Genomic DNA, 18,434 nt, shown 5'->3' on the forward strand with positions numbered 1-18,434 from the left:
CCGTACGCGTGGCCGCTCCACATCCGGTAACGGACGATCAGCGAGCGAGTTGCTAGGGCCGAGTGGGGTCGGACAGCGACCGCTGCCTTCGAATCTGTAGGACTGGCACAATCGAGATGAACTTCTACCCGCTCGGGAATCCTCATGCCAGACGCTGTCCCGCCTTCGCCGCCTTCGCCGCCTTCGCGGGCTATAGGCCCCCTGTTTGCCCTGTTTCCCTTCATGCGCCCGTATGCCGGGCGCTGGGCGCTCGCGTTCCTGGCGCTGGTGACGTCGGCGGGCGCCACACTGGCGTTGCCGGTGGCGTTCAAATACCTGATTGACCGTGGCTTTGCTGCGGGTGACCGTACGCATATCGATCGCTATTTCCTCGCGTTATTCGCCGTTTCGCTGGTACTGGCCGGCGCCACGGCACTGCGCTTCTACCTCGTGTCGTGGCTGGGCGAGCGGGTCACGGCCGATTTGCGAAGTGCGGTCTACGACCACGTGCTGGAGATGAGCCCGCAGTTCTTCGAAACCACGCAGACCGGAGAGGTGCTGTCGCGGCTCACCACCGACACCACCTTGATTCAGACGGTGGTGGGCACCAGCCTGTCGTTGGGGTTACGCAACTTCTTTCTGCTTACCGGTGGCGTGGCGATGCTGGCAGTGACCAGCCCTGTACTGTCAGGCTACGTCATCGCTACGCTGGTGGTGGTGGTCGCTCCCATCGTTGTCTTCGGTCGGCGCGTGCGCCGCCTCTCGCGCGCCAGCCAGGACAAGGTAGCGAACGCGAGCGCGCTGGCGGGCGAGGTCCTCAATGCCATGCCGACCGTCCAGTCGTACACGCAGGAGTCCTTTGAGGCGCGGCGGTTTGCCGGCGCGGTGGAGGTGGCCTTTGAGACCGCGCTCAAGCGCATTCGGGCGCGTGCCTGGTTGACCGCCGTGGTTATCGTGCTGGTATTCGCCGCCGTCGTGTTCGTCCTCTGGCTTGGGGCGCAGGCTGTGCTAGCCGGGCGGATGACGGCCGGCCAGTTGTCCCAGTTCATCCTCTACGCGGTGTTCACCGCCGGCGCTGTGGGAGCTGTCGCCGAAGTGTGGGGCGATCTGCAGCGTGCTGCCGGCGCCACCGAACGTTTGTTGCAACTGCTGGTGGCACGCTCGCCGGTGGTGCAGGCCGAGGCGACGGTCGCGCTGCCGGCGCGCGGGGACGGCATCCGCTTCGACAATGTTAGCTTTTCGTATCCGTCCCGCCCCGGCATCGCTGCACTCGCCGGGCTCTCGCTCGACGTCCGCGCGGGCGAACATGTCGCGCTGGTTGGACCGTCCGGCGCCGGCAAGACCACGCTGTTCCAACTGCTGCTGCGATTTTACGACCCGCAGGCCGGCAACATTCTGATCAACGGCGTCCCGACGCGACAGGTGCCGCTCCTCGAGTTGCGCAAGGGAATCGGGGCAGTGCTGCAGGAATCGGTGATCTTTTCGGGCAGCGTGCTCGACAACATCCGCTACGGCGCGCACGAGGCCACACTCCCGCAAGTGCAGCGGGCTGCCGAAATGGCCGCTGCGGTCGGCTTTATCGAAGAACTGCCGCAAGGCTACGACACGTTTCTAGGGGAGCGCGGAGTACGACTGTCTGGCGGACAGCGCCAACGCATTGCGATCGCCCGCGCGATCCTGAAGAATCCGCCCGTCCTGCTGCTGGACGAGGCCACCAGCGCGCTCGACGCTGCCAGCGAACGCCTCGTACAGAAGGCGCTTGACAATGCCGCGCAGAACCGCACCACGCTGGTCATCGCGCACCGCCTCGCGACCGTACAGCAAGCGGACCGCATTGTCGTGCTGGAGCAAGGCCGCATCGTCGCGCAGGGCCGTCACGCCGACTTGCTTCTGAGCTCGCCGCTCTATGCCCAGCTTGCCGCCCTGCAGTTTGGCGAGCAGGTTGCGCATACGGGACAGCGCGACGCTGAGTGCGATCGCGTCGACTCGGCGTGAAGACACGATCCAGGTCGGCACGGGCAACCGCAGGGCTCCCAACGGATCGACATGACGCGGTAGCGTAAGGCAATAAGCGGCCACAAACGGACAGTGCCGAGCATGAAGCCAATGTCCGCAGCCCGCGCGGTTCCGGTCACAGAATCACTCGATTGCCACCGGGCAACTGTAGTTGACGCGGCTGTTTGCCATCAGGTGACGAGCCGATGGCCTGGAGATGAAATGGGACTCGCATCGGCCATGCACACCACCAGAAGGCTTCGCCCATGGTGGGGGCTTGGAGACGCGAGCGAGTCGCGCCATTTCTCTCGTTTAGTAGTGCACGTACGCATACGTCCACCACCCTTTATGCGCTGGCGCCACCTTTAAATCTAGCGGACGCAATGGTTAGAGGCGGGCACCGCCCGTCGCGTCGATCACCTGTCCCGTAGTCCAGCGTGCCTCATTCGATGCAAGGAAGGCGATGACGTCAGCCACATCGGCAGGTTGACCCACTCGCGAGAACACCGACATGGCCTCCGCGCCGGCGCGCGCCTCCGGTACCGTTATCCACGCCGCATTCATGTCAGTCTCCGTCACGCCCGGCATGACCGTATTCACCGTGATGCCGCGAGGACCGAACTCAGGGGCAAGCGCCAGTGTGAGGGTTTCAAGGGCTCCTTTCGACGCGGCGTAGGCAGGATGCGTTGGAGCCGCGACACGCGTAAAGCCCGTCGAAACGTTGATGATTCGCCCATTGTCTCGGATGTGATCTGCAACAGCCTGAATCAGGAAGAACGGTGCCTTGAAGTTGACGGTCATGACCTCGTCGAAGACGGATTCACTGGTCTGAGTCAGGGGAATCGCCGGTGCCACGCCAGCATTGTTGACGAGAATGTCAAGCCGAGGTTCGCCCGTGGCGGCGATCGCGGCTGCCCTGAACTGCTCCCAGATACTGTCCGTTGCTTCTTTCCCGCGACCCAAGTCCGCATTGATGGCGACGGCTTTTGATCCGAGCGCCTCGATCTCGCGGATGGTGGCGTGAGCAGCATCCGCGTTGCTGGCGTAGTGCACACCGATGAGCGCGGCCCCTTCTCTCGCAAAGGCCAGTGCTACAGCACGGCCGATACCACGCGAGCTTCCTGTTATAAGGGCCACCTTGCTTGAAAGTTTTTCAGACATCGATCACTCCTTCTCGATAAAATTTATAGTGATCACTAGCATATTTATACTGGAAGCCACCGTCAACGATTTTTGTAGGACTCGATATAAAAATGAGCGAACCCGCCCGGAAACGTGGCAGACCGAGGTTGCTGGACCGCGATGTGGGGCTCGATGTCGCCGCGCGGCTGTTCTGGGAGCGTGGATACGAGGGCACGTCGATCGCCGACCTGACTCAAGCCATGGGTATTCCGCCGCCGTCCCTCTATGCAACGTTCGGTTCGAAGGAGGACCTTTACAGACAGGCGCTCGACCATATCAGCGAGCGTGAGAACAAGCAGTGGCTGGAAGCGTTGCAAGGGAAGATGCCGGCCTACGATGCGATAGCGTTCTACCTGCACGACGCCGCGGCACGCTTTACTGACCCGGGACGGCCGCGCGGTTGCATGATTTCGAATGCTGTTCTTCAACATGCCGAAAAGAGCGAGTCTGTCGCCCAGACGGTCGCCGCGCGGCGCGAGCTTGGGCTACAGGCCATCAAGGCACGCCTCGACCGTGCCGTCGCCGAGGGCGAGCTTGCCCCTGAGACCGACACCGAAGCTCTCGCACGCTTCTATTGCGCAGTTGTGCAAGGCATGTCGGCGCAAGCCTGTGACCGTGCATGCAGGGCGACACTGAAGCGGCTGGCTGATATTGCGTTGTCGGCATGGCCTTGGCCCCAAGGTCATCGCCGGAACCCGGTTCCGTGAGTGCATTGGTTTTCACCAAAGACGACACGGCTGTACCGCTGAGGTTTGGCCACAAGGAGTCAAGCGAGATCGATACGCGAACGACTACCTTCGCGCGCATGCCGGACCTTAGAAAGAGGTCGCAAAACGTCCGCTACGGGGCGGGAGTGTGAGTTCGCTGATGCAGGAAGCTGCCGCCCGGCCGCTCGATGCCGCCACCGTCGGCAATCTGTCCCACTGCCGACCTAGAACCCAGTACTCTCCAACGTCGGCATTGGCCGACTTGCCGTCCTCCCGGATTATCGCCGGCTGCCCGACCGCTCAGCTAGCCGTCCGCTGAAATGCCGCTTCGTCGCCGGCGGAGAGTGGGTTGGCGGGGCGATGTGCCCATTCCGAGACGGGCTCTTCGAGCACGTTATGGTTCGGGCTTTCCCCGCATCGACGGACGCCACCCAGCTGAGCAGGCAGGAGCAGCGCTGGCGCTCTCGCGCATAGGTACAGGCCGCAGCGGCCCCGATTCTCCTTTCCAGCTAAGAAGTGCTAAAGATAGTGCCGCGTTCCCGAGAATCAAAACCGATTCGTTGGTGTACGCAACTAACGGTCAGGCCCTCGCAGCGGCCGGCTTGGCTCCGCCACAACAGCATTGCCCAAAAAAGGGCCGCCGGCCCGATTATTCATGCTTCGAGAAGCGTGCCCGATTCACCCGCGCTGTTCAGGGGCGCTCGAAGTCATCGGGTGTCAGTTTCAGGCTTCCGCACGGATGCGCAAGTAGCTTCCGTTCGGCGATCGCGCGGATGCGGCTGTACCCGTCCCGGAAAATCCTCAGGATCCGGGCGTCCCCGGCCCGCGGCTCAAGCCAGAAATGGGCCTCCAGCGCTGCAATCGTGACGATGCATTCGACGGTGGTGTTTCCGCGGACGAGCCAGAACGACACACCCTGTCGATTTGCCAGAATCTGCGGCTCGAATTCAGGTTTTTCCATGGCTCGTTCCGGGCGTCATCTCGTAGGCGAGTGAGCAGGCTGTCGATCGCTTCGATGATGCCAGCGATGGTCGCCGGCATGGGGCCACTGGCTGCCTGACATCACTAAAGTGGGCGGAGGATTGCGCGCTCCGCTTGCCGGTTTGTACCAGCGATCGAACCGTCATCAGGAAACGGTCAACCACCGTGCCGGTCGGTCATGCAGGTTGTCGCGCTCACTTCCGGGTCGTAAACGCCTCACTGATCTGCCGCGCGCGCTTAACCTCGTCACTGTGCAGGTAGATCGAGGTGGTCGATACCGAGGCGTGCCGCAGGTTGTCGCGCACCGTGGTAAGTTCGGCGCCGTGACCGAGCGCGTAGGTAGCGTGGGTGTGCCGCAACCAGTGGGGGCTGGCGCGGCGCAGCTTCTCCGCGAGCGGTGGGTGATCGGTTTCGATGGCACTGGCGGCAAGGACGAGAAAGCGCTCAAGCACGCTCCACAGGCGCACGCTGCTGATGGCCGCACTACTGTCCGCGTCCAGGCTGCCGATGACCGGTGTGTCCGGCCGCCAGCGCGCCGTAGAAGTCGGCAGCTGGCGCCCGGCCAGATAGCGGGTTAGTGCGTCCCACGCGAGCGGCGGCAGCGCCACCCGCGCGACCTTGCCGCCTTTGCCGGTGACCCGCAGCCAGTGCTCGCCGCGTGCGTCCGTCTCGACGTGGCCGAGCGTCGCGCCGACCAGCTCACTCGCGCGCAAACCCGTCGCAAAGCCGAAATCGAGCAGGAACCGTAAGCGCTGCGCGGCCGGAACCGTCCAGCCGTGAGACCATTCCAGCCCCTCGGCCATCGTACGCACCAGCGCCCATTCCCCGTCGGTAAAGGCGCGCGACGCATCGAGCGTCGATGCCGTCTTGCCGCCGCGCACCTTGATGCCGGCAAACGGATTGGCCAGCACGTAGCGCTGTTCGACCAGCCAGCGGAACAGGGCGCCGAGAATTGACAGCGCGTGCGCGACCGAGCGCGCCGAGAGGGTGCCGTTAAACGGCCGCCAGTCCGGTGACGTGCGGGGGCGCACCGGGCCGATCCAGCGTCCCCGCGGCGCCGGATGGCGCAGGAACGTCCGGTACGCAATCGCGTCTTCGGTCGTGAGCGACGACAGCGCGCGGCCGCGTTCGACGATGGCCCAGAGGATCAGCCGCTCGGCTTCCTTGCGGTAGGTCCGTTGCGTGGCGGGCGACTCGTGCAGGGACAGCCACGTCTGCACGGCCTCGTAGTCGTTGGACGCGTCGAGCGTGCAGGTGGCGGGCGGTGCGCGGAACGTGCCGGCGGAGCCGTCGACCTCGTGCGGCAATTTGAGGGTTTCCCACGGCACGATGTCGCCGCGCTGGCTCGCGACCACCAGCCCACGCGCCCTGTCCGTGAGCGCGGGCCAGGCGGCGAAGAACGCCTCGATCGAACGGGCGCTCGCCGTGCCGAGCCCCGGCACGGCCTTCCACCACTGGCGCCGGCGCGGAATGCGCACGGTGAGATCGGCGAGCGTCGTGATGCCGTACGCGTGCAGTACGCGCACCGCGCGCGGGGAAAACCACTGCGCGATGTCGTCGGCGATCTGCGGTTCCCGCGGGCGTGCGGTGCGCAAAGCGTCGATCGCCAGCGCGGCACCTTTCGCATGCTGTTGACGTCCTGCCGCCGGATGAGTGAGGAGTGCGACAAGGTCGTCGCGATGGGCCGCGCGCGCGATGTCCACCAGCCTGCGCCGGATGCGCCCGAGGACGCCGCGCGCCGATTTCCCGTCACCGAGTGCGGAGGGCAGGTAACGCGCCACGGCCTGCCGCACGGACACGCCGGCGTACCACGCGCGGAGCACGGCAAGCTCGTCGGCACCGGGAAAACCGGATGCAGAGGATTCAGCGTCAGCAGCAGGCGCGCAGGGCAGGGTGAGGCGCGTTTTCATACCCCGGAGTTTAGCGTAAAAACAGGTACCTTTAGATAAGAAAACTTTATCTTTATAGATTTGTTTCGCGATACGTTTTTTGCAAATGCATCGGCGTTGTTGCAGAAATCACGGCGGTCGGCGATGACGTTTACGCACAACGCTGGGGTTGACCAGGATGTTAACTTCACTCTGAACTGCGTAGATTCTCGACTTTTTCACCGAGAAGATGCGCAAGGACGAACGCAAGGCAAGCGAGCCCAAAGGAACGTACCGCGTCAAGAACTGGCGTGAATACAACGCGGGCTTGATTGCGAGAGGCGATGTGACCATGTGGATTGATGAAAGCGTACTGACGCAGCTGCCCGAGGCTGGCTTTGCCAGACGCGGCCGACCGCGCACCTACAGTGATGCGGCGATCCAGATGCTGCTCGGCCTCAAGCAGGTTTTTCATCTGCCGCTGCGCGCTGTGCAGGGCTTCGCGCTCAGTCTGCGCAAACTCGGCTACCCGGGCTTGCCGGTGCCGAACTACACGACCTTGAGCCGCCGCGCACAGACACTGAAGGTTGTACTGCCAACGCGGCGCGCCAACGAGCCCTTGCACCTGGTAGTCGACAGCACCGGCCTGAAGGTCTACGGCGAAGGCGAGTGGAAGGTACGCAAGCACGGCTGGTCCAAACGTCGCACGTGGCGCAAGGTGCACCTGGCGATGGATGCGAACACGGGCCAGATTTGCGCCGCGCTTATGACCCATCAAGACGAAGGCGATGGCGAAGTTCTGCCCGATTTGCTCGACCAGATTCCTGCAGATGTGGCAATCCATACCATCGGCGGCGACGGTGCCTACGACACCAAGGCATGCCATGCGCGAATTGCGGCGCGCACAGCGGTCCCTTCGATTCCGCCACGTGAAGGCGCGACGCCGTGGCCAGTGAGCACGCCGGGCGCGGCGTGGCGCAACGCTGCCATCGACGCGATCGCGGCAAGCAGCAGACGTGAATGGAAGCAGGCGAGTGGCTACCATCGTCGCTCGCTGGCAGAGGCCCCGATGTACCGGCTCAAGATCCTCACGGGCTCCTGCCTGTGGGCTCGCGAGATTGGCTCCCAGGCAACCGAAGTCTCGATTCGTGCAGGCGTGCTCAACCGCATGGCGGCCATCGCACGCCCGCAGTCCGTCCGTATCGCCTGAGATCGACATCACAGAGGGCATGTTGTCTCTACGCCTGATTTACGCAACAACGCGAAATGCATCCGTCGCTCACACAACTAAATCTGTTAATAGGGTTCACCTATTTTTCAGCGCTCCCGCCTCTTGCCATCGCGTGCATGCCTTTCATGCGTATGCGCCAGAAGAAGGCTTTCGGCTTGTGCGCCATGATCGCATCTGGCCGTCCGGCCGCCCATTCCTTTACAACATTGGTTGAAATCGCTCAGCGAATAACAAATTTAATTGCCGGCGCGACTGCGATGCTTACAAATTTAGTTGAAGTCGGATCTGCGTTCTGGGCCTCATGCAGCGGTATGCAGGCGATGCTGCGGTCGCAAAAGGATGATTACAAAATTAGTTGCGTGAGCGGCCACTTCAGTCTTGTCGCATGCGCGCAACCAATGCGAGCAAGCGCGAATTCATTTCCTCGGCTGGCAATTGCGCGAACCAACCGTGACCGGGAAGCAACCATTCGAAGCGATACGTGGCCAGCCTGCTCAGCGAATCGGTGAGCTCCGTCCATGAGTACCAGCACGCGTCCCTGAACGCGACGAGGTCCTTCTTGAGTGGGCTCCAGGCAAGTGAATCACCCGAGAACATCACGCAATCATCAAGCAGGTACACGACGCTACCCCGAGTGTGTCCGGGTACAGGGATCGCGCGAACGTTGACCGCAATGTTCATTGCTGACCCGTCGTCGAGCAGATCCGTAGCATATGGGGCGGCCGACGCGTCCTCCCGATGAATCCAGACGCGAGCACCGAATCGACGCGCGTATTTGTCAGCGTCCGCGACGTCGTCACTATGCGACAGCAGAATGTGCGCAATACCGCCGGCGCCGTCAAACCATTTCACCAGCTCCGCCGCATAGCGAGGCGAGTCGATCAGCAGATTGCCTTCCGGACGCGATGCAAAATAAGAATGTGCTCCGAACGACGACCGCGCGTTGAATCCACAGCGCCACACGTCCGAGGTGATCTGCTGTGGAAAAATCGCTGCGTTCGGGCGAGGCTGTTTTGTTTCACTGCGTACCGATGCCGTAGGACACACAAGCATCGCACGCCAGGCATCAAGTTGCTCTTCTGGCGTCGCCGGCTGCCGAACGAAGACACTCTTGTCGTTTCGTTCAACAATCAGCTCTGGCGCGACGTGACGCGATGCACCGCAATTGATGCACGCAGTATCGATGTACCACTCGCCTGAAACAGAGTCGGTATTACGTATGGGCTTCATTTGGTGCTCCCTGGCCGATGTGCACATCAGCCGGCTCGACGTTCGTCCGCGTGTCGCGGTTCTCGGAGGGTTGTTACGACCATTAGGCTACGATGACCCGCATAGTCCATGCCTAGTTTCTGCAGCCGTGTTGGTGAGTAGAGCGGAGACGCCTGCCGTCTACGCGCGGGCTGACCCTGTATGCAGTCCGCGCCCGGATCGAACTCGCCCCGACACCCTGGTCACCGATGCGGATGTAACGGGCGCTCATGCTCGTGGTCCTCCGTTCTCGAATCAAGCCTCACACGGTGTCGTCAACGTGGCCCATCGTTCGACAATTTTCCGGTTCGCAAACCGCCTCAGGACAAAGCCGTGAAACTCGATCTTTTTCCCGGAGATAACGTCGGTGGCGCGCCACGTGTTTCTGACCATCACCTTGTCACCTTCGGAAATGATGTCTTCGATCGTGACGTGCAAGTCCGGCCACTTTTGATAAGCCGCCTTCATCATGGCCATCGCGGCTTCGGGGCCGACCTGAGGACCCGACGGTTCGTCGTGGTCGAGGAAATCCGCGCTGAAGTTCGCCGATGCGACTTCCGGTTTCTTCCGGTTGACGAAGTCTTCGAAGTGATCGGCCACGAATCGCTTCATCTCTTCCAGCGTCAGACCGGGATCACCCTTCAGCGGTACTTGAAGCGGCTCCATCGCTTCTGCTTAGTTCGTCAGCATCTTGAACGCATGCTGCCAGTCGTTCCTGAGGAATCCCGGCAGGCACCACAGCATGCATAGCGGCTCGATCGCGCGTGCCGATACGATGCTTCCGCAGTCGTAGGGCTCCCATCCGAACTGCCGGGCGATTGCGCCAACCCGGGCCTTCGCATCGTCGCTGTTGCCGCACAAAAACATGGTCGGCGTGCCTTGAGAAAAATGGGGATTCACCATGAGCGCGTTGCCGACGCTGTTGAAAGCCTTGACCACGTGGGCGAGGTGAACCTTCGCCTGAATCCTCTCGCCGAGCGACTCGTTCGGTCCCGTCGTATATTTCAGGACCCCGTTGACCGGCGACTCGTCGGCGAGCGGGTTGGTTGCATCGATGACGGTCTTGCCGGCGAGATTCTCCGGCCCCGCAAGCTCGATCACGCTCTCAGCGATGCGGCCGAGCACGGCTAGCACGACGATCTCGCCAAACCGAGCGGCTTCGTCGAACGTCCCGGCCCTGGCTCCGGTTGTATTGCGGACCCAGTCCTGTATCTCCTTCTTGTGCGGATCTCGGGTGCCCAGCATCGTGTCGTGGCCATGCTTGACGAAGCCGGCGCCCAGTGCTCGGCCGACATCACCTGATCCCAATACGCCTACGTTCATCTCATCCTCCTCGGTTGGTCATAGCCAGCCCTACGTCAATACTCAGGCACGCGGGTCATGAGGCACGCTCGCCGCTTTCTCGTGGAGTAACGACAGCCCGATCCTGATGCCGAACCCGTGTGCGTAAGCCAGTTGCACCAGCAGCATGGCCGCCGGTTCCGCGTAGCGCGCAAGGGCGAGCGGTCCCGCATCGACCGGCTCGGCGTCGAAGTGTTGCGACCACGGCCCGCGCATCGCTGTCATCGCCGCACACGAACACGCCCGCGCGGTTGCCACCTATCAGCATGCTGGGCGAATGCATCAGCTCCGCAAAAGGCGGGATGGCCTTGACCAACTTCGCCCATGGCGCGAGCCTGGCGATCTCTTCGGCGCCCGAGATGGTTGTCCCGACGAGCAAGCCACTCATGTCGGGCTTCAGTACCTGCATTTCCAGAGTCATGATGCGCCCGCGCTTTGCCACGGCCCGCGGAGTAGTTCTTTACGTGATCGATGAACGCACGCAGCTTCGGCATGATCTGCAGACGGCTTGGATAGTAGAGAAACACACCCGGTATCACCGGCGCGAACGGCTCCAGCACTTGCACCAGTTTTCCCGCTCTCAGCCGTTCGGCGGCCATCGGTTCAGGTAGCTGGGCAAGGCCTACACCTTCGATTGCCGCACCCAGCATGGTAGGAAAATCATGGGCGATGAGCGGGCCCGACACGGCAAACTCGATCGCGCGGCCGTTGTCGTTGAATGACCACGGCGCGAGCGCACCGTTGGAGCGCCGCCATCGCAAACATGCATGTTCGCGCAAATCGTCGATGCGTTCGGGACGGCTGCGGTCTGAGAAGTAGGCAGGACTGCCGATGATGACGAAACGAAACGGAGGCGTCAGCGATATCGCGACCATGTCGGCGGCGACGAACTGACCTAGCCGCATGCCGGCGTCGAATCCTTCCGCTGCGAGATCGATGAGCTTCTCGCTTGCGTCGATCTCCACTTCGACCTCGGGATAAGCCTTGCAGAACGATGCAATCAGGGGTTCCAGCAGAATCGGCACCGCCGCGCGCGGCACTGAAAGACGCAACAATCCGGCGGGCCGCTGGCCGAGTCCGCGCGCAACCTCACTGGCGGCGACAAGCTCTTCGAAGGCAGGCTTTGCACGCGAACGAAACCGTTCGCCCGCTTCTGTCAGACCCACACTGCGCGTGGTGCGTATGAACAGCGCTACGCCAATGCGCGCTTCAAGTACGCGCTCAGCCTGGCTGACGGCCGACGGCGTCACGCCGAGTTCGGCGGCTGCCCGGCGAAAACTGCGATGCCGGGCAACGCTGAGGAACGCCTCCACGCCATCGAGCGCGCCCTGCCTGACTGTGAAGTTCTGCTTCATAGCCCGTCAACATTGTGATGAATAGTCGCTCGCGAGATGCCATGGTACACCTACGCCTGCGGATGAGGCGTCGCGCAGATCCCGACGCGCGAGCCCGGAACAATCCGCTGGAGACCGTGGAGGAACCTCGCAATGAACGATGTGCTTGATGGCGTGCGCGATCACTATCGCGCGACCGGCCTGACCGAGCGACTGAAAGCCGCACTCGCAGTCCTTGGACGGGAGGATCAGCTGCTCACACCGCAGCAACTGGACGCCCTCGACCAGTTTCACATCCGTGGGCTCGCTGCCACCGCCGAGCTTGCCCAATTGGCCGGGATCACTGCCGACACGTCGGTGCTGGACGTCGGTTCGGGCATCGGCGGGCCGGCCCGTGTTCTGGCTTCAACCCATGGCTGCCGGGTTACGGGTATTGACCTCAGTGAACCGTTCGTGGATGCCGCGCGCTATCTCACCCAGCGCACTGGGCAGAGCGAACAGGTGTCGTTTCGTACCGCCAGCGCGCTGGAAGTTCCCTTCGAAGACAGCCGTTTTGATGTCGTGTTGCTGCAGCATGTGGCGATGAACATCGCCGATCGCGCGCGGCTTTACAGAGAGATCCGGCGTGTCCTGAAGCCGGGCGGCAAATTTGCGACGTTCGACGTCGTCGCAAACGGCAGCAAACTGCACTATCCGGTTCCGTGGGCGCGAACCCCGGCCACAAGCTTTCTCCTGACGGCCGATGCAACACACGAAGCAATCGAGAAAGCAGGTTTCCGCACGCTGGCATGGCAAGACGACACCGAGGCCGCAAAGGCCTGGATCATCCAACGGCGTGCGTCCGGGCCGCCGCCCTCGCCAAATCTCAGCGTGGTGCTGGGGCCAGACTTCGCGCAACTTTTCACCAACTTGGGACGCAATCTCATGGAAGGCCGACTCGGCATTCTCACTGCGGTATTCGAGGCCGCCTCCACGAAGACCCGGAATCACATGGAGAACCGCTCATGATCGCCGCCCCCGTTCCTGTTGGTATCGTCCCGCCGCGTCCCGCTTGGCGCGGCCTGCTTTGGATCGCACCGCTGACGGTCCTGTGGACTGGCTTGATCTACTGGCTGCCGATAATCCCGGCTAGCGGCGTTCCAACCACCGCACACCAGCTGACGGCCCATGCAGTTATCGCGGTCGGTTTATGGCTCGGCCTCGAAAGCACCGACCTGACGCCGGGCCAACGCCGCACGACCTGGCTTGCGGTCACGATTCCATACACACTTTGGTTTGCTGTCGTCTGGAGCGCGGCCATCAATGGCGTCTTCCGCACCGGCACGTCGCCGTCACCGGTGCCGTTGCTGCCGTTGGCGATCTTTCTACCGGTGCTGATCGGTGCACCACTGTTGCTGTTGTCGAGGCGGGCGGGTCAGGTGCTCGATGCGATGCCGGTAACCTGGCTCGTTGCCATTCAGCTCTATCGCGTATTCGGCAGTTGGGCGCTCGCTGCCTCGCTGCGTGGGGAGATGCCCAGCGCGTTCGCTTTGCCGGCGGGAATCGGCGATGTGCTGACCGGCGTGTTCGCTGTACCGGCGGCAATCGCCGTCGCGACCGGCACGGCCGAGGGTCGGAAAGCGGCAATCATCTGGAACATCTTCGGCCTCGCGGATTTCGCCATTGCAGTCACCGTGGGGTTGATCACTTCGCCAGGTCCGTTCCAGCTAATCGTTCCGAATGTGCCAAGCATCGGTGCCGGCGCTTATCCAGATGTGTTGACCCCGGCATTCGTGGTGCCAAGCTCGATCCTGCTGCACTCGCTGTCGCTGCGCCAACTGTTCCGACGATCCGCCGGCTGATCTCGTTCCTGCTCCTTACCGAGGATCCTGACCCGTCTGCGAAAGGCTCTCCATTCCGCACGATCAAGGTCGGCCTGTAGACGCGATTGAGCCCTTACTCTAGTTTTGTCCCGTTCATGCACCTTCTGAAGGAAGAGGCTGCAACAGACAAACTCAGCCTGCAGGCAATTGCGAACTGCCGTTCAAGCACCCTCGACCCGGCCGGCAGCAGTGAGTCGGCTACGGAAGTTGGCGGCGATGCTGCGGCGCAACCGCAGCAACACAGGTCGACCGTCCGGGCCCGGGCCAGCTGCGGTCGCCCATCGGCCGTAGACGGCAGTCATTCGATGGGCTGTAGCGGTCTCGATAGCGGACATTCCTGGTGAGTGCGGATCGAATAGGGACGCGCGTCCAGATCTGAGAACAGCCTATTTGAGCCGCCTCATGCGCCGTTCGCGACCGCCTGCTCCTCGCGCGCATACTGCGTGGGCGGCCGACCGACGTGCCGCGTGAAGGCGACGCTGAAGGTGCTGGCTGAACTGTAGCCGACGCGCTGCGCAATCTCAGCGATGCGGCCTTCATTGCGACGCAGCAGGTCCTTCGCGAGTGCCATGCGCCAGGTGAGCAGATATTCCATCGGCGCGATGCCGACCGTGCGGCTGAAGCGCTCGAAAAAGGTCGAGCGCGAGAGCGCGGCCTCCTTGGCGAGCTCAGCAACGGTCCACGCGCGCGTCGGACGTTCGTGCATCCTGCGGATCGCGGCCGCGAGGCGGCCGTCGGAAAGCCCGCGCACCAGGCCCGGCGACGCTTTGGTCTGTGCCGCGGACCGCAGCGCTTCGATGAGCAGCACTTCCAGCAGTCGTGAGAGCAAGACCTCGCGCGCAGGCCGCTGCTCGCGTGTTTCCTCTCGCACCAGTTGCACGAGCGTGGCCAACCGCTGTTCTCCGCGGACATGCACGAACTGCGGTAGCAGCGAAACCAGCAGGGACGCATCCGGTGAGCCGAAGCTGCAGTAGCCGGCCACCATGCGCGCGTCGATGGGGCTACCGGGGTCGCCGATTCTGAATTCACCGTTGCCCAGCGCGATGGGCGTCAGCGTCTCGACACCCGGTGGTGGCGGTTCGATGCTCGACATCGCGATGCCGTAGGCCGCGGGAATCAGGACAAAGTCACCCGACAGGAGCTCGATGGGCTCATGTCCGTCGATCGCGATGCGGCACCCGCCTTCGAGGATCACGCAATAGAACGGCTGGCCGGCGTCCGAGCGGCTGACGCGCCAGGGACTAGCGCCTTGGACGAGCTTGGAGAACCGGGCACCCGGCTGCAGCAGCGTCACGACTTCCGCCAACGGGTCGATCATCGCCGGACTCCTGCAAATGAAATTCGGATGATTGATTGTAGCAAGTACGACTCTGGCGATCTACCTTATGGACTCGAACCCCCACAGGAGTCTCCATGAAAACAGTACTGATCACCGGCTGCTCTTCCGGATTCGGCCTCGAGATCGCCCGCTACTTCCTGGCGCGCGACTGGCAGGTCATCGCCACGATGCGCACGCCGCGTGCCGACGTGCTGCAGCCTTCAGACCACCTGCGCGTGCTGGCGCTCGACGTCACGAATCCGGAGAGCATTCGCGAGACTGTCGCGGCCGCCGGCCCGATCGACGTGCTCGTCAATAACGCGGGGTTCGGCGCGGCGTCCCCAGCCGAGTTCGTCCCGATCGCAACGGTACGCGAAATTTTCGAAACCAATACCTTCGGCACGATCGCATTGACGCAAGCGGTGCTGCCCCAGTTTCGCCAGCGCAGGGCCGGCGTGATCGTGAACGTCACGTCGAGCGTGACGCTGAAGGCCCTGCCCCTGATTGCCGCGTACCGTGCAAGCAAGGCGGCGGTGAATGCGTTCACCGAGTCGATGGCGCTGGAGCTCGAACAGTTCGGCATCCGGGCGCGCCTGGTGCTGCCGGGACGTGCGCCCGACACCCGCTTCGGAGACAACGCGCGCGCCCACATGCACGGCCTCGATCACGATGCCTATGCCGATCTCGTCAAGGCGGTCTTCGCGCGGCTGGGGGATACGTCTGCCCCGGTCACCCGGGCGCAGGACGTCGCCGAAGCGGTGTGGCGCGCGACGACCGATCCGTCAGCGCCGATGCGCATCCCGGCCGGCGCCGACGCCGAAGCCTGGGCGGCCGAGGCTCACTAACCAGCCAGTGGCATCGCCCTGAGCTGAACTGAAAAACGGAACTGGCTTTTGCGCGCTACAGCGCAACACCGCAAGGAGATTGCCATGCAGGACAAACCCGTTGCCCTGATCACCGGGGCTAATCGAGGCATAGGCCTTCAGATCGCCAGGGATCTCGCGGTGCACGGCTTCACTGTGCTGGTCGGGTCGCGCAATCTCGAGCGCGGCGAGGCTGCGGCCAAGGAGGTGGGGCCGGACGGGCACGCGCTCCAACTCGACGTGACGGATCAGGCTTCGGTCATAGCCGCGGCGGAGCGCGTACGCAACGAGTTCGGCCGCCTCGACGTGCTCATCCAGAACGCCGCGATTTCGAACACGAAAAAGCGGTCCGGTCAGTCCGTCGAGGAGTACGCGAAGACGACCCGCCCAAGCAACGTGTCCCTCGATGAGATGCGCGCGGTGTGGGACACCAACGTGTTCGGCGTGCTCGCCGTTTATCAGGCGATGCTGCCGCTTCTGCGCGCGACGCCGGGCGCCCGCATCGTCAACGTGTCGAGCGGCGTTGGGTCGCTAACGACGAACTCGGACCCGGCCTTCGCGTACCGTGCGATTTTCGGCCCCGTCTATCCGGCGTCCAAAACGGCTCTCAACGCCTTGACAGTCGCCATGGCGATCGAGCTGGAGGTGGACGGGATCAGGGTCAACGCTGTCTCCCCGGGCTTTACCAGGACGAACCTCAATGGATATGCGGGCACCGAGACCGTCGAGGAAGGCGCTCGCGAAGCGGTGCGCGTCGCGCTGCTGGGCTCGGACAGCCCCACAGGGACATTCACGCGCTGGGAGAATGAAACGATCCCGTGGTGAGGGAGTCGCGGGCGCGCGATCGAAGGGATCGATGGATTGGGCCGGGGCGGATGCAAATCGGCCCGTTCGCCTGAACAATCGGTCACTGCGTTGTGTTTTGCTTTCATCGGATTGATGCCGGCTGACCGGCCACTCGGCAAATTCGATGAGGCGACCGGCAGTTGCACCTCGGAGCCAGCCGTTGCTGTCGCGCGAGTTCGAGCGGCGCCTTCACGCCCTGAGTCCGTCCGTCAAGTATTTCGAGGGGGAAGTGCGAGGCTTCCGAGGAGAGGCGAGCCGCGCTTCCTCAATGCATTCAGATAGACACTCTCGTCGTACAGTGTCCGTGTTTGCCAGCAGCGGTAGAGGATCCGTATCCACTTGAATGCCAAAGCCCTGACGGCGGACTGATACGAACTGCCCTTCGCTCGCTGTTGCCGGTAGTAAGCGCCCGCCCAGAACGATTTGTTGATGGTCTGGCCGGCCCATTCCACGAATGTCTGGCGCAGGAACGTCGGACATTGCCAGCGCCAGTGCACCCAGCATTTCTTGCCACTGCGCTCAGTGACCGGCGCAATGCCGGAATACTTCTGCAGTTCAGCAGCGTGCCTGAAGCGCTCACGCTGCTCGCCGAATGCGGCAAGCAGCCGCGGTGTCAGATGTGGGCCCGCTCCCGGCAGGCATTCAAACAGGGCGAAGTCAGGTAGCGTTCGCGCGACCGTCGCAATCTCCCTGTCGAACACATCGATCCCAGCGAGAGCCGTTCGCAGTTGTGCCACCAGCGCCAGCGCGTGCAGCCGGCAGGGTGAGAGGATGCCGGGATCCTCGGTCAGAGGGATGGCCGAGCGGATGGACTCCAGACGCATTTCGATCACCCTGGGGCGGCGGCAATTGTGCGCATGGAAGAACGCCTCAAGGGTACTGCGGTGGGCGCGTTTGACGGATGAAAGCGTCGGCCAGCGCGCGATGAAGTCGCAGAACAGTACCGTGTCGATGTGCGCGAACCATTCCAGTGCCTGCGGATAATACTGCTTGAGCGTATTGCATAGGCGGTTAGTGAATCGCGTCTTGTCGCCGACCATTTCACGGCGCTGCTCGATGAGGCTCGTCAGACAACGCATGCCCGCGCTTTGCGGCCTCAGTGGAGCGAACCGTTCGGGATGGCGAAGCAGCAGATCGAGTGCCAGCTCGGCATCGGTGGGATCGTCTTTGGCCCGACCCGGTTTGAACGCCTCGCGGTATTTTGCGAGCGTCGATGGATTAATCGGAAAGAGGACCAGGAAATCATACTTCTGAAGCGCGGAAACGATTGGTCCCCTTGCCAGCTCGAGGGCAACTGCGATCATGCCGTCAAAGCGCTGATGCAATCCCTTTGCCCACTCATCAATGCATGCGACCTGATGAGGAACACAACTGAACTCTCGCCTGGTGTCGTCGGCAGCCTGCAGGCAGATATCGTGTTTCGTATCCGCCCAGTCGATGCCAACATACGCTGCAAACTGCTGATCCGATAGAGGCGACATGTGAACCTCTGCAAGTGATAGATTGTCTGGCAGGGACATGCATGCTTGCGCTCTGCGAAGCCAATATAGTGAGCCGGTGCGACGGCGAACCCTGAGTATTCGTTGACGAGCGCAAGCGCACCCGCGGACTCGAAGCTAAAGCCGCAAACGTCCAGGCGTTTGGGTCGAGATATTCGTAGCCCGCGGGTGCATGTTCCG

Annotated in this window: 16 protein-coding genes and 1 pseudogene; 7 read left to right on the plus strand and 10 right to left on the minus strand. The window is 62.8% G+C overall.

What is annotated here, in order from left to right; all coding sequences use genetic code 11:
* Positions 1 to 144 precede the first annotated feature (144 nt).
* On the plus strand, positions 145 to 1,974 hold the full coding sequence (locus OKW26_RS09490; RefSeq protein ID WP_429353416.1) for an ABC transporter transmembrane domain-containing protein: 1,830 nt from the start codon (positions 145 to 147) through the stop codon (positions 1,972 to 1,974).
* 387 nt (positions 1,975 to 2,361) lie between these two features.
* Here the strand turns inward: OKW26_RS09490 and OKW26_RS09495 are convergent, their stop codons facing one another.
* Positions 2,362 to 3,135 (minus strand): SDR family oxidoreductase, encoded by a 774-nt coding sequence (locus OKW26_RS09495; protein WP_429353417.1) that lies wholly within the window; start codon positions 3,133 to 3,135, stop codon positions 2,362 to 2,364.
* Positions 3,136 to 3,227: 92 nt separating this feature from the next.
* On the opposite strand from OKW26_RS09495, the gene OKW26_RS09500 reads away from it, so the two are divergent.
* Positions 3,228 to 3,863 (plus strand): TetR/AcrR family transcriptional regulator, encoded by a 636-nt coding sequence (locus tag OKW26_RS09500; protein ID WP_429353418.1) that lies wholly within the window; start codon positions 3,228 to 3,230, stop codon positions 3,861 to 3,863.
* A gap of 691 nt (positions 3,864 to 4,554) precedes the next feature.
* Here OKW26_RS09500 and OKW26_RS09505 read toward each other — a convergent pair.
* Together OKW26_RS09505 and OKW26_RS09510 are read right to left on the minus strand one after the other, a co-directional pair.
* A complete protein-coding gene (locus tag OKW26_RS09505; RefSeq protein WP_429353419.1) occupies positions 4,555 to 4,824 on the minus strand; it encodes a DUF1488 family protein in 270 nt (89 codons plus the stop codon).
* 214 nt (positions 4,825 to 5,038) lie between these two features.
* A complete protein-coding gene (locus OKW26_RS09510; RefSeq protein WP_429353420.1) occupies positions 5,039 to 6,754 on the minus strand; it encodes a phage integrase family protein in 1,716 nt (571 codons plus the stop codon).
* A 208-nt stretch (positions 6,755 to 6,962) separates the two neighbouring features.
* Here OKW26_RS09510 and OKW26_RS09515 point away from each other — a divergent pair, with 208 nt between their 5' ends.
* Positions 6,963 to 7,922, plus strand: a complete 960-nt coding sequence (locus tag OKW26_RS09515; RefSeq protein WP_429353421.1) for an IS5 family transposase — start codon at positions 6,963 to 6,965, stop codon at positions 7,920 to 7,922.
* Between the two features lie 393 nt (positions 7,923 to 8,315).
* On the opposite strand, the gene OKW26_RS09520 is transcribed toward OKW26_RS09515, so the two are convergent.
* The 5 genes and pseudogenes from OKW26_RS09520 to OKW26_RS09540 form a co-directional block, all read right to left on the minus strand.
* The gene (locus OKW26_RS09520; protein WP_429353422.1) at positions 8,316 to 9,173 is read right to left on the minus strand and encodes an MBL fold metallo-hydrolase; all 858 of its coding nucleotides are present in this window, start codon (positions 9,171 to 9,173) and stop codon (positions 8,316 to 8,318) included.
* Between the two features lie 273 nt (positions 9,174 to 9,446).
* Positions 9,447 to 9,857 carry an ester cyclase gene (locus tag OKW26_RS09525; protein WP_429353423.1) on the minus strand — a complete coding sequence of 137 codons (411 nt, stop codon included), beginning with the start codon at positions 9,855 to 9,857 and terminating at the stop codon, positions 9,447 to 9,449.
* A 9-nt stretch (positions 9,858 to 9,866) separates the two neighbouring features.
* Complete coding sequence (locus OKW26_RS09530; protein ID WP_429291275.1) at positions 9,867 to 10,514, minus strand: NADPH-dependent F420 reductase; 648 nt, start codon at positions 10,512 to 10,514, stop codon at positions 9,867 to 9,869.
* Between the two features lie 42 nt (positions 10,515 to 10,556).
* Positions 10,557 to 10,757, minus strand: coding sequence for a hypothetical protein (locus tag OKW26_RS09535; protein ID WP_090812297.1), 201 nt, complete (start codon positions 10,755 to 10,757; stop codon positions 10,557 to 10,559).
* Positions 10,758 to 10,975: 218 nt separating this feature from the next.
* Positions 10,976 to 11,887 (minus strand): annotated as a pseudogene (locus tag OKW26_RS09540) (LysR family transcriptional regulator); the annotation flags it as partial.
* Positions 11,888 to 12,019: 132 nt separating this feature from the next.
* Here OKW26_RS09540 and OKW26_RS09545 point away from each other — a divergent pair.
* Entirely contained in the window at positions 12,020 to 12,874 is an 855-nt protein-coding gene (locus OKW26_RS09545; protein ID WP_429353424.1) for a class I SAM-dependent methyltransferase, read from the plus strand.
* A complete protein-coding gene (locus tag OKW26_RS09550; RefSeq protein WP_429353425.1) occupies positions 12,871 to 13,707 on the plus strand; it encodes an MFS transporter in 837 nt (278 codons plus the stop codon). The genes OKW26_RS09545 and OKW26_RS09550 overlap by 4 nt, the downstream gene beginning before the upstream one ends.
* A 421-nt stretch (positions 13,708 to 14,128) precedes the next feature.
* Here the strand turns inward: OKW26_RS09550 and OKW26_RS09555 are convergent, their stop codons facing one another.
* Positions 14,129 to 15,046, minus strand: a complete 918-nt coding sequence (locus OKW26_RS09555; protein ID WP_429353426.1) for an AraC family transcriptional regulator — start codon at positions 15,044 to 15,046, stop codon at positions 14,129 to 14,131.
* 95 nt (positions 15,047 to 15,141) lie between these two features.
* Between OKW26_RS09555 and OKW26_RS09560 the strand changes: the two genes are divergently transcribed.
* A complete protein-coding gene (locus OKW26_RS09560; protein WP_429353427.1) occupies positions 15,142 to 15,891 on the plus strand; it encodes an SDR family oxidoreductase in 750 nt (249 codons plus the stop codon).
* A gap of 84 nt (positions 15,892 to 15,975) precedes the next feature.
* Complete coding sequence (locus tag OKW26_RS09565; RefSeq protein WP_429353428.1) at positions 15,976 to 16,734, plus strand: SDR family oxidoreductase; 759 nt, start codon at positions 15,976 to 15,978, stop codon at positions 16,732 to 16,734.
* 230 nt (positions 16,735 to 16,964) lie between these two features.
* Here the strand turns inward: OKW26_RS09565 and OKW26_RS09570 are convergent, their stop codons facing one another.
* Positions 16,965 to 18,236: an IS110 family transposase gene (locus OKW26_RS09570; RefSeq protein WP_429354201.1), complete on the minus strand. Its 1,272-nt coding sequence runs from the start codon at positions 18,234 to 18,236 to the stop codon at positions 16,965 to 16,967.
* Between the last annotated feature and the right edge of the window lie 198 nt (positions 18,237 to 18,434).

The sequence above is a fragment of the Paraburkholderia sp. 32 genome (assembly GCF_050435345.1).
Classification (GTDB): Bacteria; Pseudomonadota; Gammaproteobacteria; order Burkholderiales; family Burkholderiaceae; genus Paraburkholderia; species Paraburkholderia tuberum.

Excerpts from the sequence above, each read along its gene's own strand:
- OKW26_RS09570 (WP_429354201.1), bottom strand. The coding sequence starts at position 18,236 with ATGTCGCCTCTATCGGATCAGCAGTTTGCAGCGTATGTTGGCATCGAC.
- OKW26_RS09515 (WP_429353421.1), top strand. The coding sequence starts at position 6,963 with ATGCGCAAGGACGAACGCAAGGCAAGCGAGCCCAAAGGAACGTACCGC.
- OKW26_RS09505 (WP_429353419.1), bottom strand. The coding sequence starts at position 4,824 with ATGGAAAAACCTGAATTCGAGCCGCAGATTCTGGCAAATCGACAGGGT.
- OKW26_RS09510 (WP_429353420.1), bottom strand. The coding sequence starts at position 6,754 with ATGAAAACGCGCCTCACCCTGCCCTGCGCGCCTGCTGCTGACGCTGAA.
- OKW26_RS09535 (WP_090812297.1), bottom strand. The coding sequence starts at position 10,757 with ATGACAGCGATGCGCGGGCCGTGGTCGCAACACTTCGACGCCGAGCCG.
- OKW26_RS09555 (WP_429353426.1), bottom strand. The coding sequence starts at position 15,046 with ATGATCGACCCGTTGGCGGAAGTCGTGACGCTGCTGCAGCCGGGTGCC.
- OKW26_RS09550 (WP_429353425.1), top strand. The coding sequence starts at position 12,871 with ATGATCGCCGCCCCCGTTCCTGTTGGTATCGTCCCGCCGCGTCCCGCT.
- OKW26_RS09520 (WP_429353422.1), bottom strand. The coding sequence starts at position 9,173 with ATGAAGCCCATACGTAATACCGACTCTGTTTCAGGCGAGTGGTACATC.
- OKW26_RS09545 (WP_429353424.1), top strand. The coding sequence starts at position 12,020 with ATGAACGATGTGCTTGATGGCGTGCGCGATCACTATCGCGCGACCGGC.
- OKW26_RS09490 (WP_429353416.1), top strand. The coding sequence starts at position 145 with ATGCCAGACGCTGTCCCGCCTTCGCCGCCTTCGCCGCCTTCGCGGGCT.
- OKW26_RS09495 (WP_429353417.1), bottom strand. The coding sequence starts at position 3,135 with ATGTCTGAAAAACTTTCAAGCAAGGTGGCCCTTATAACAGGAAGCTCG.
- OKW26_RS09560 (WP_429353427.1), top strand. The coding sequence starts at position 15,142 with ATGAAAACAGTACTGATCACCGGCTGCTCTTCCGGATTCGGCCTCGAG.
- OKW26_RS09565 (WP_429353428.1), top strand. The coding sequence starts at position 15,976 with ATGCAGGACAAACCCGTTGCCCTGATCACCGGGGCTAATCGAGGCATA.
- OKW26_RS09530 (WP_429291275.1), bottom strand. The coding sequence starts at position 10,514 with ATGAACGTAGGCGTATTGGGATCAGGTGATGTCGGCCGAGCACTGGGC.
- OKW26_RS09525 (WP_429353423.1), bottom strand. The coding sequence starts at position 9,857 with ATGGAGCCGCTTCAAGTACCGCTGAAGGGTGATCCCGGTCTGACGCTG.
- OKW26_RS09500 (WP_429353418.1), top strand. The coding sequence starts at position 3,228 with ATGAGCGAACCCGCCCGGAAACGTGGCAGACCGAGGTTGCTGGACCGC.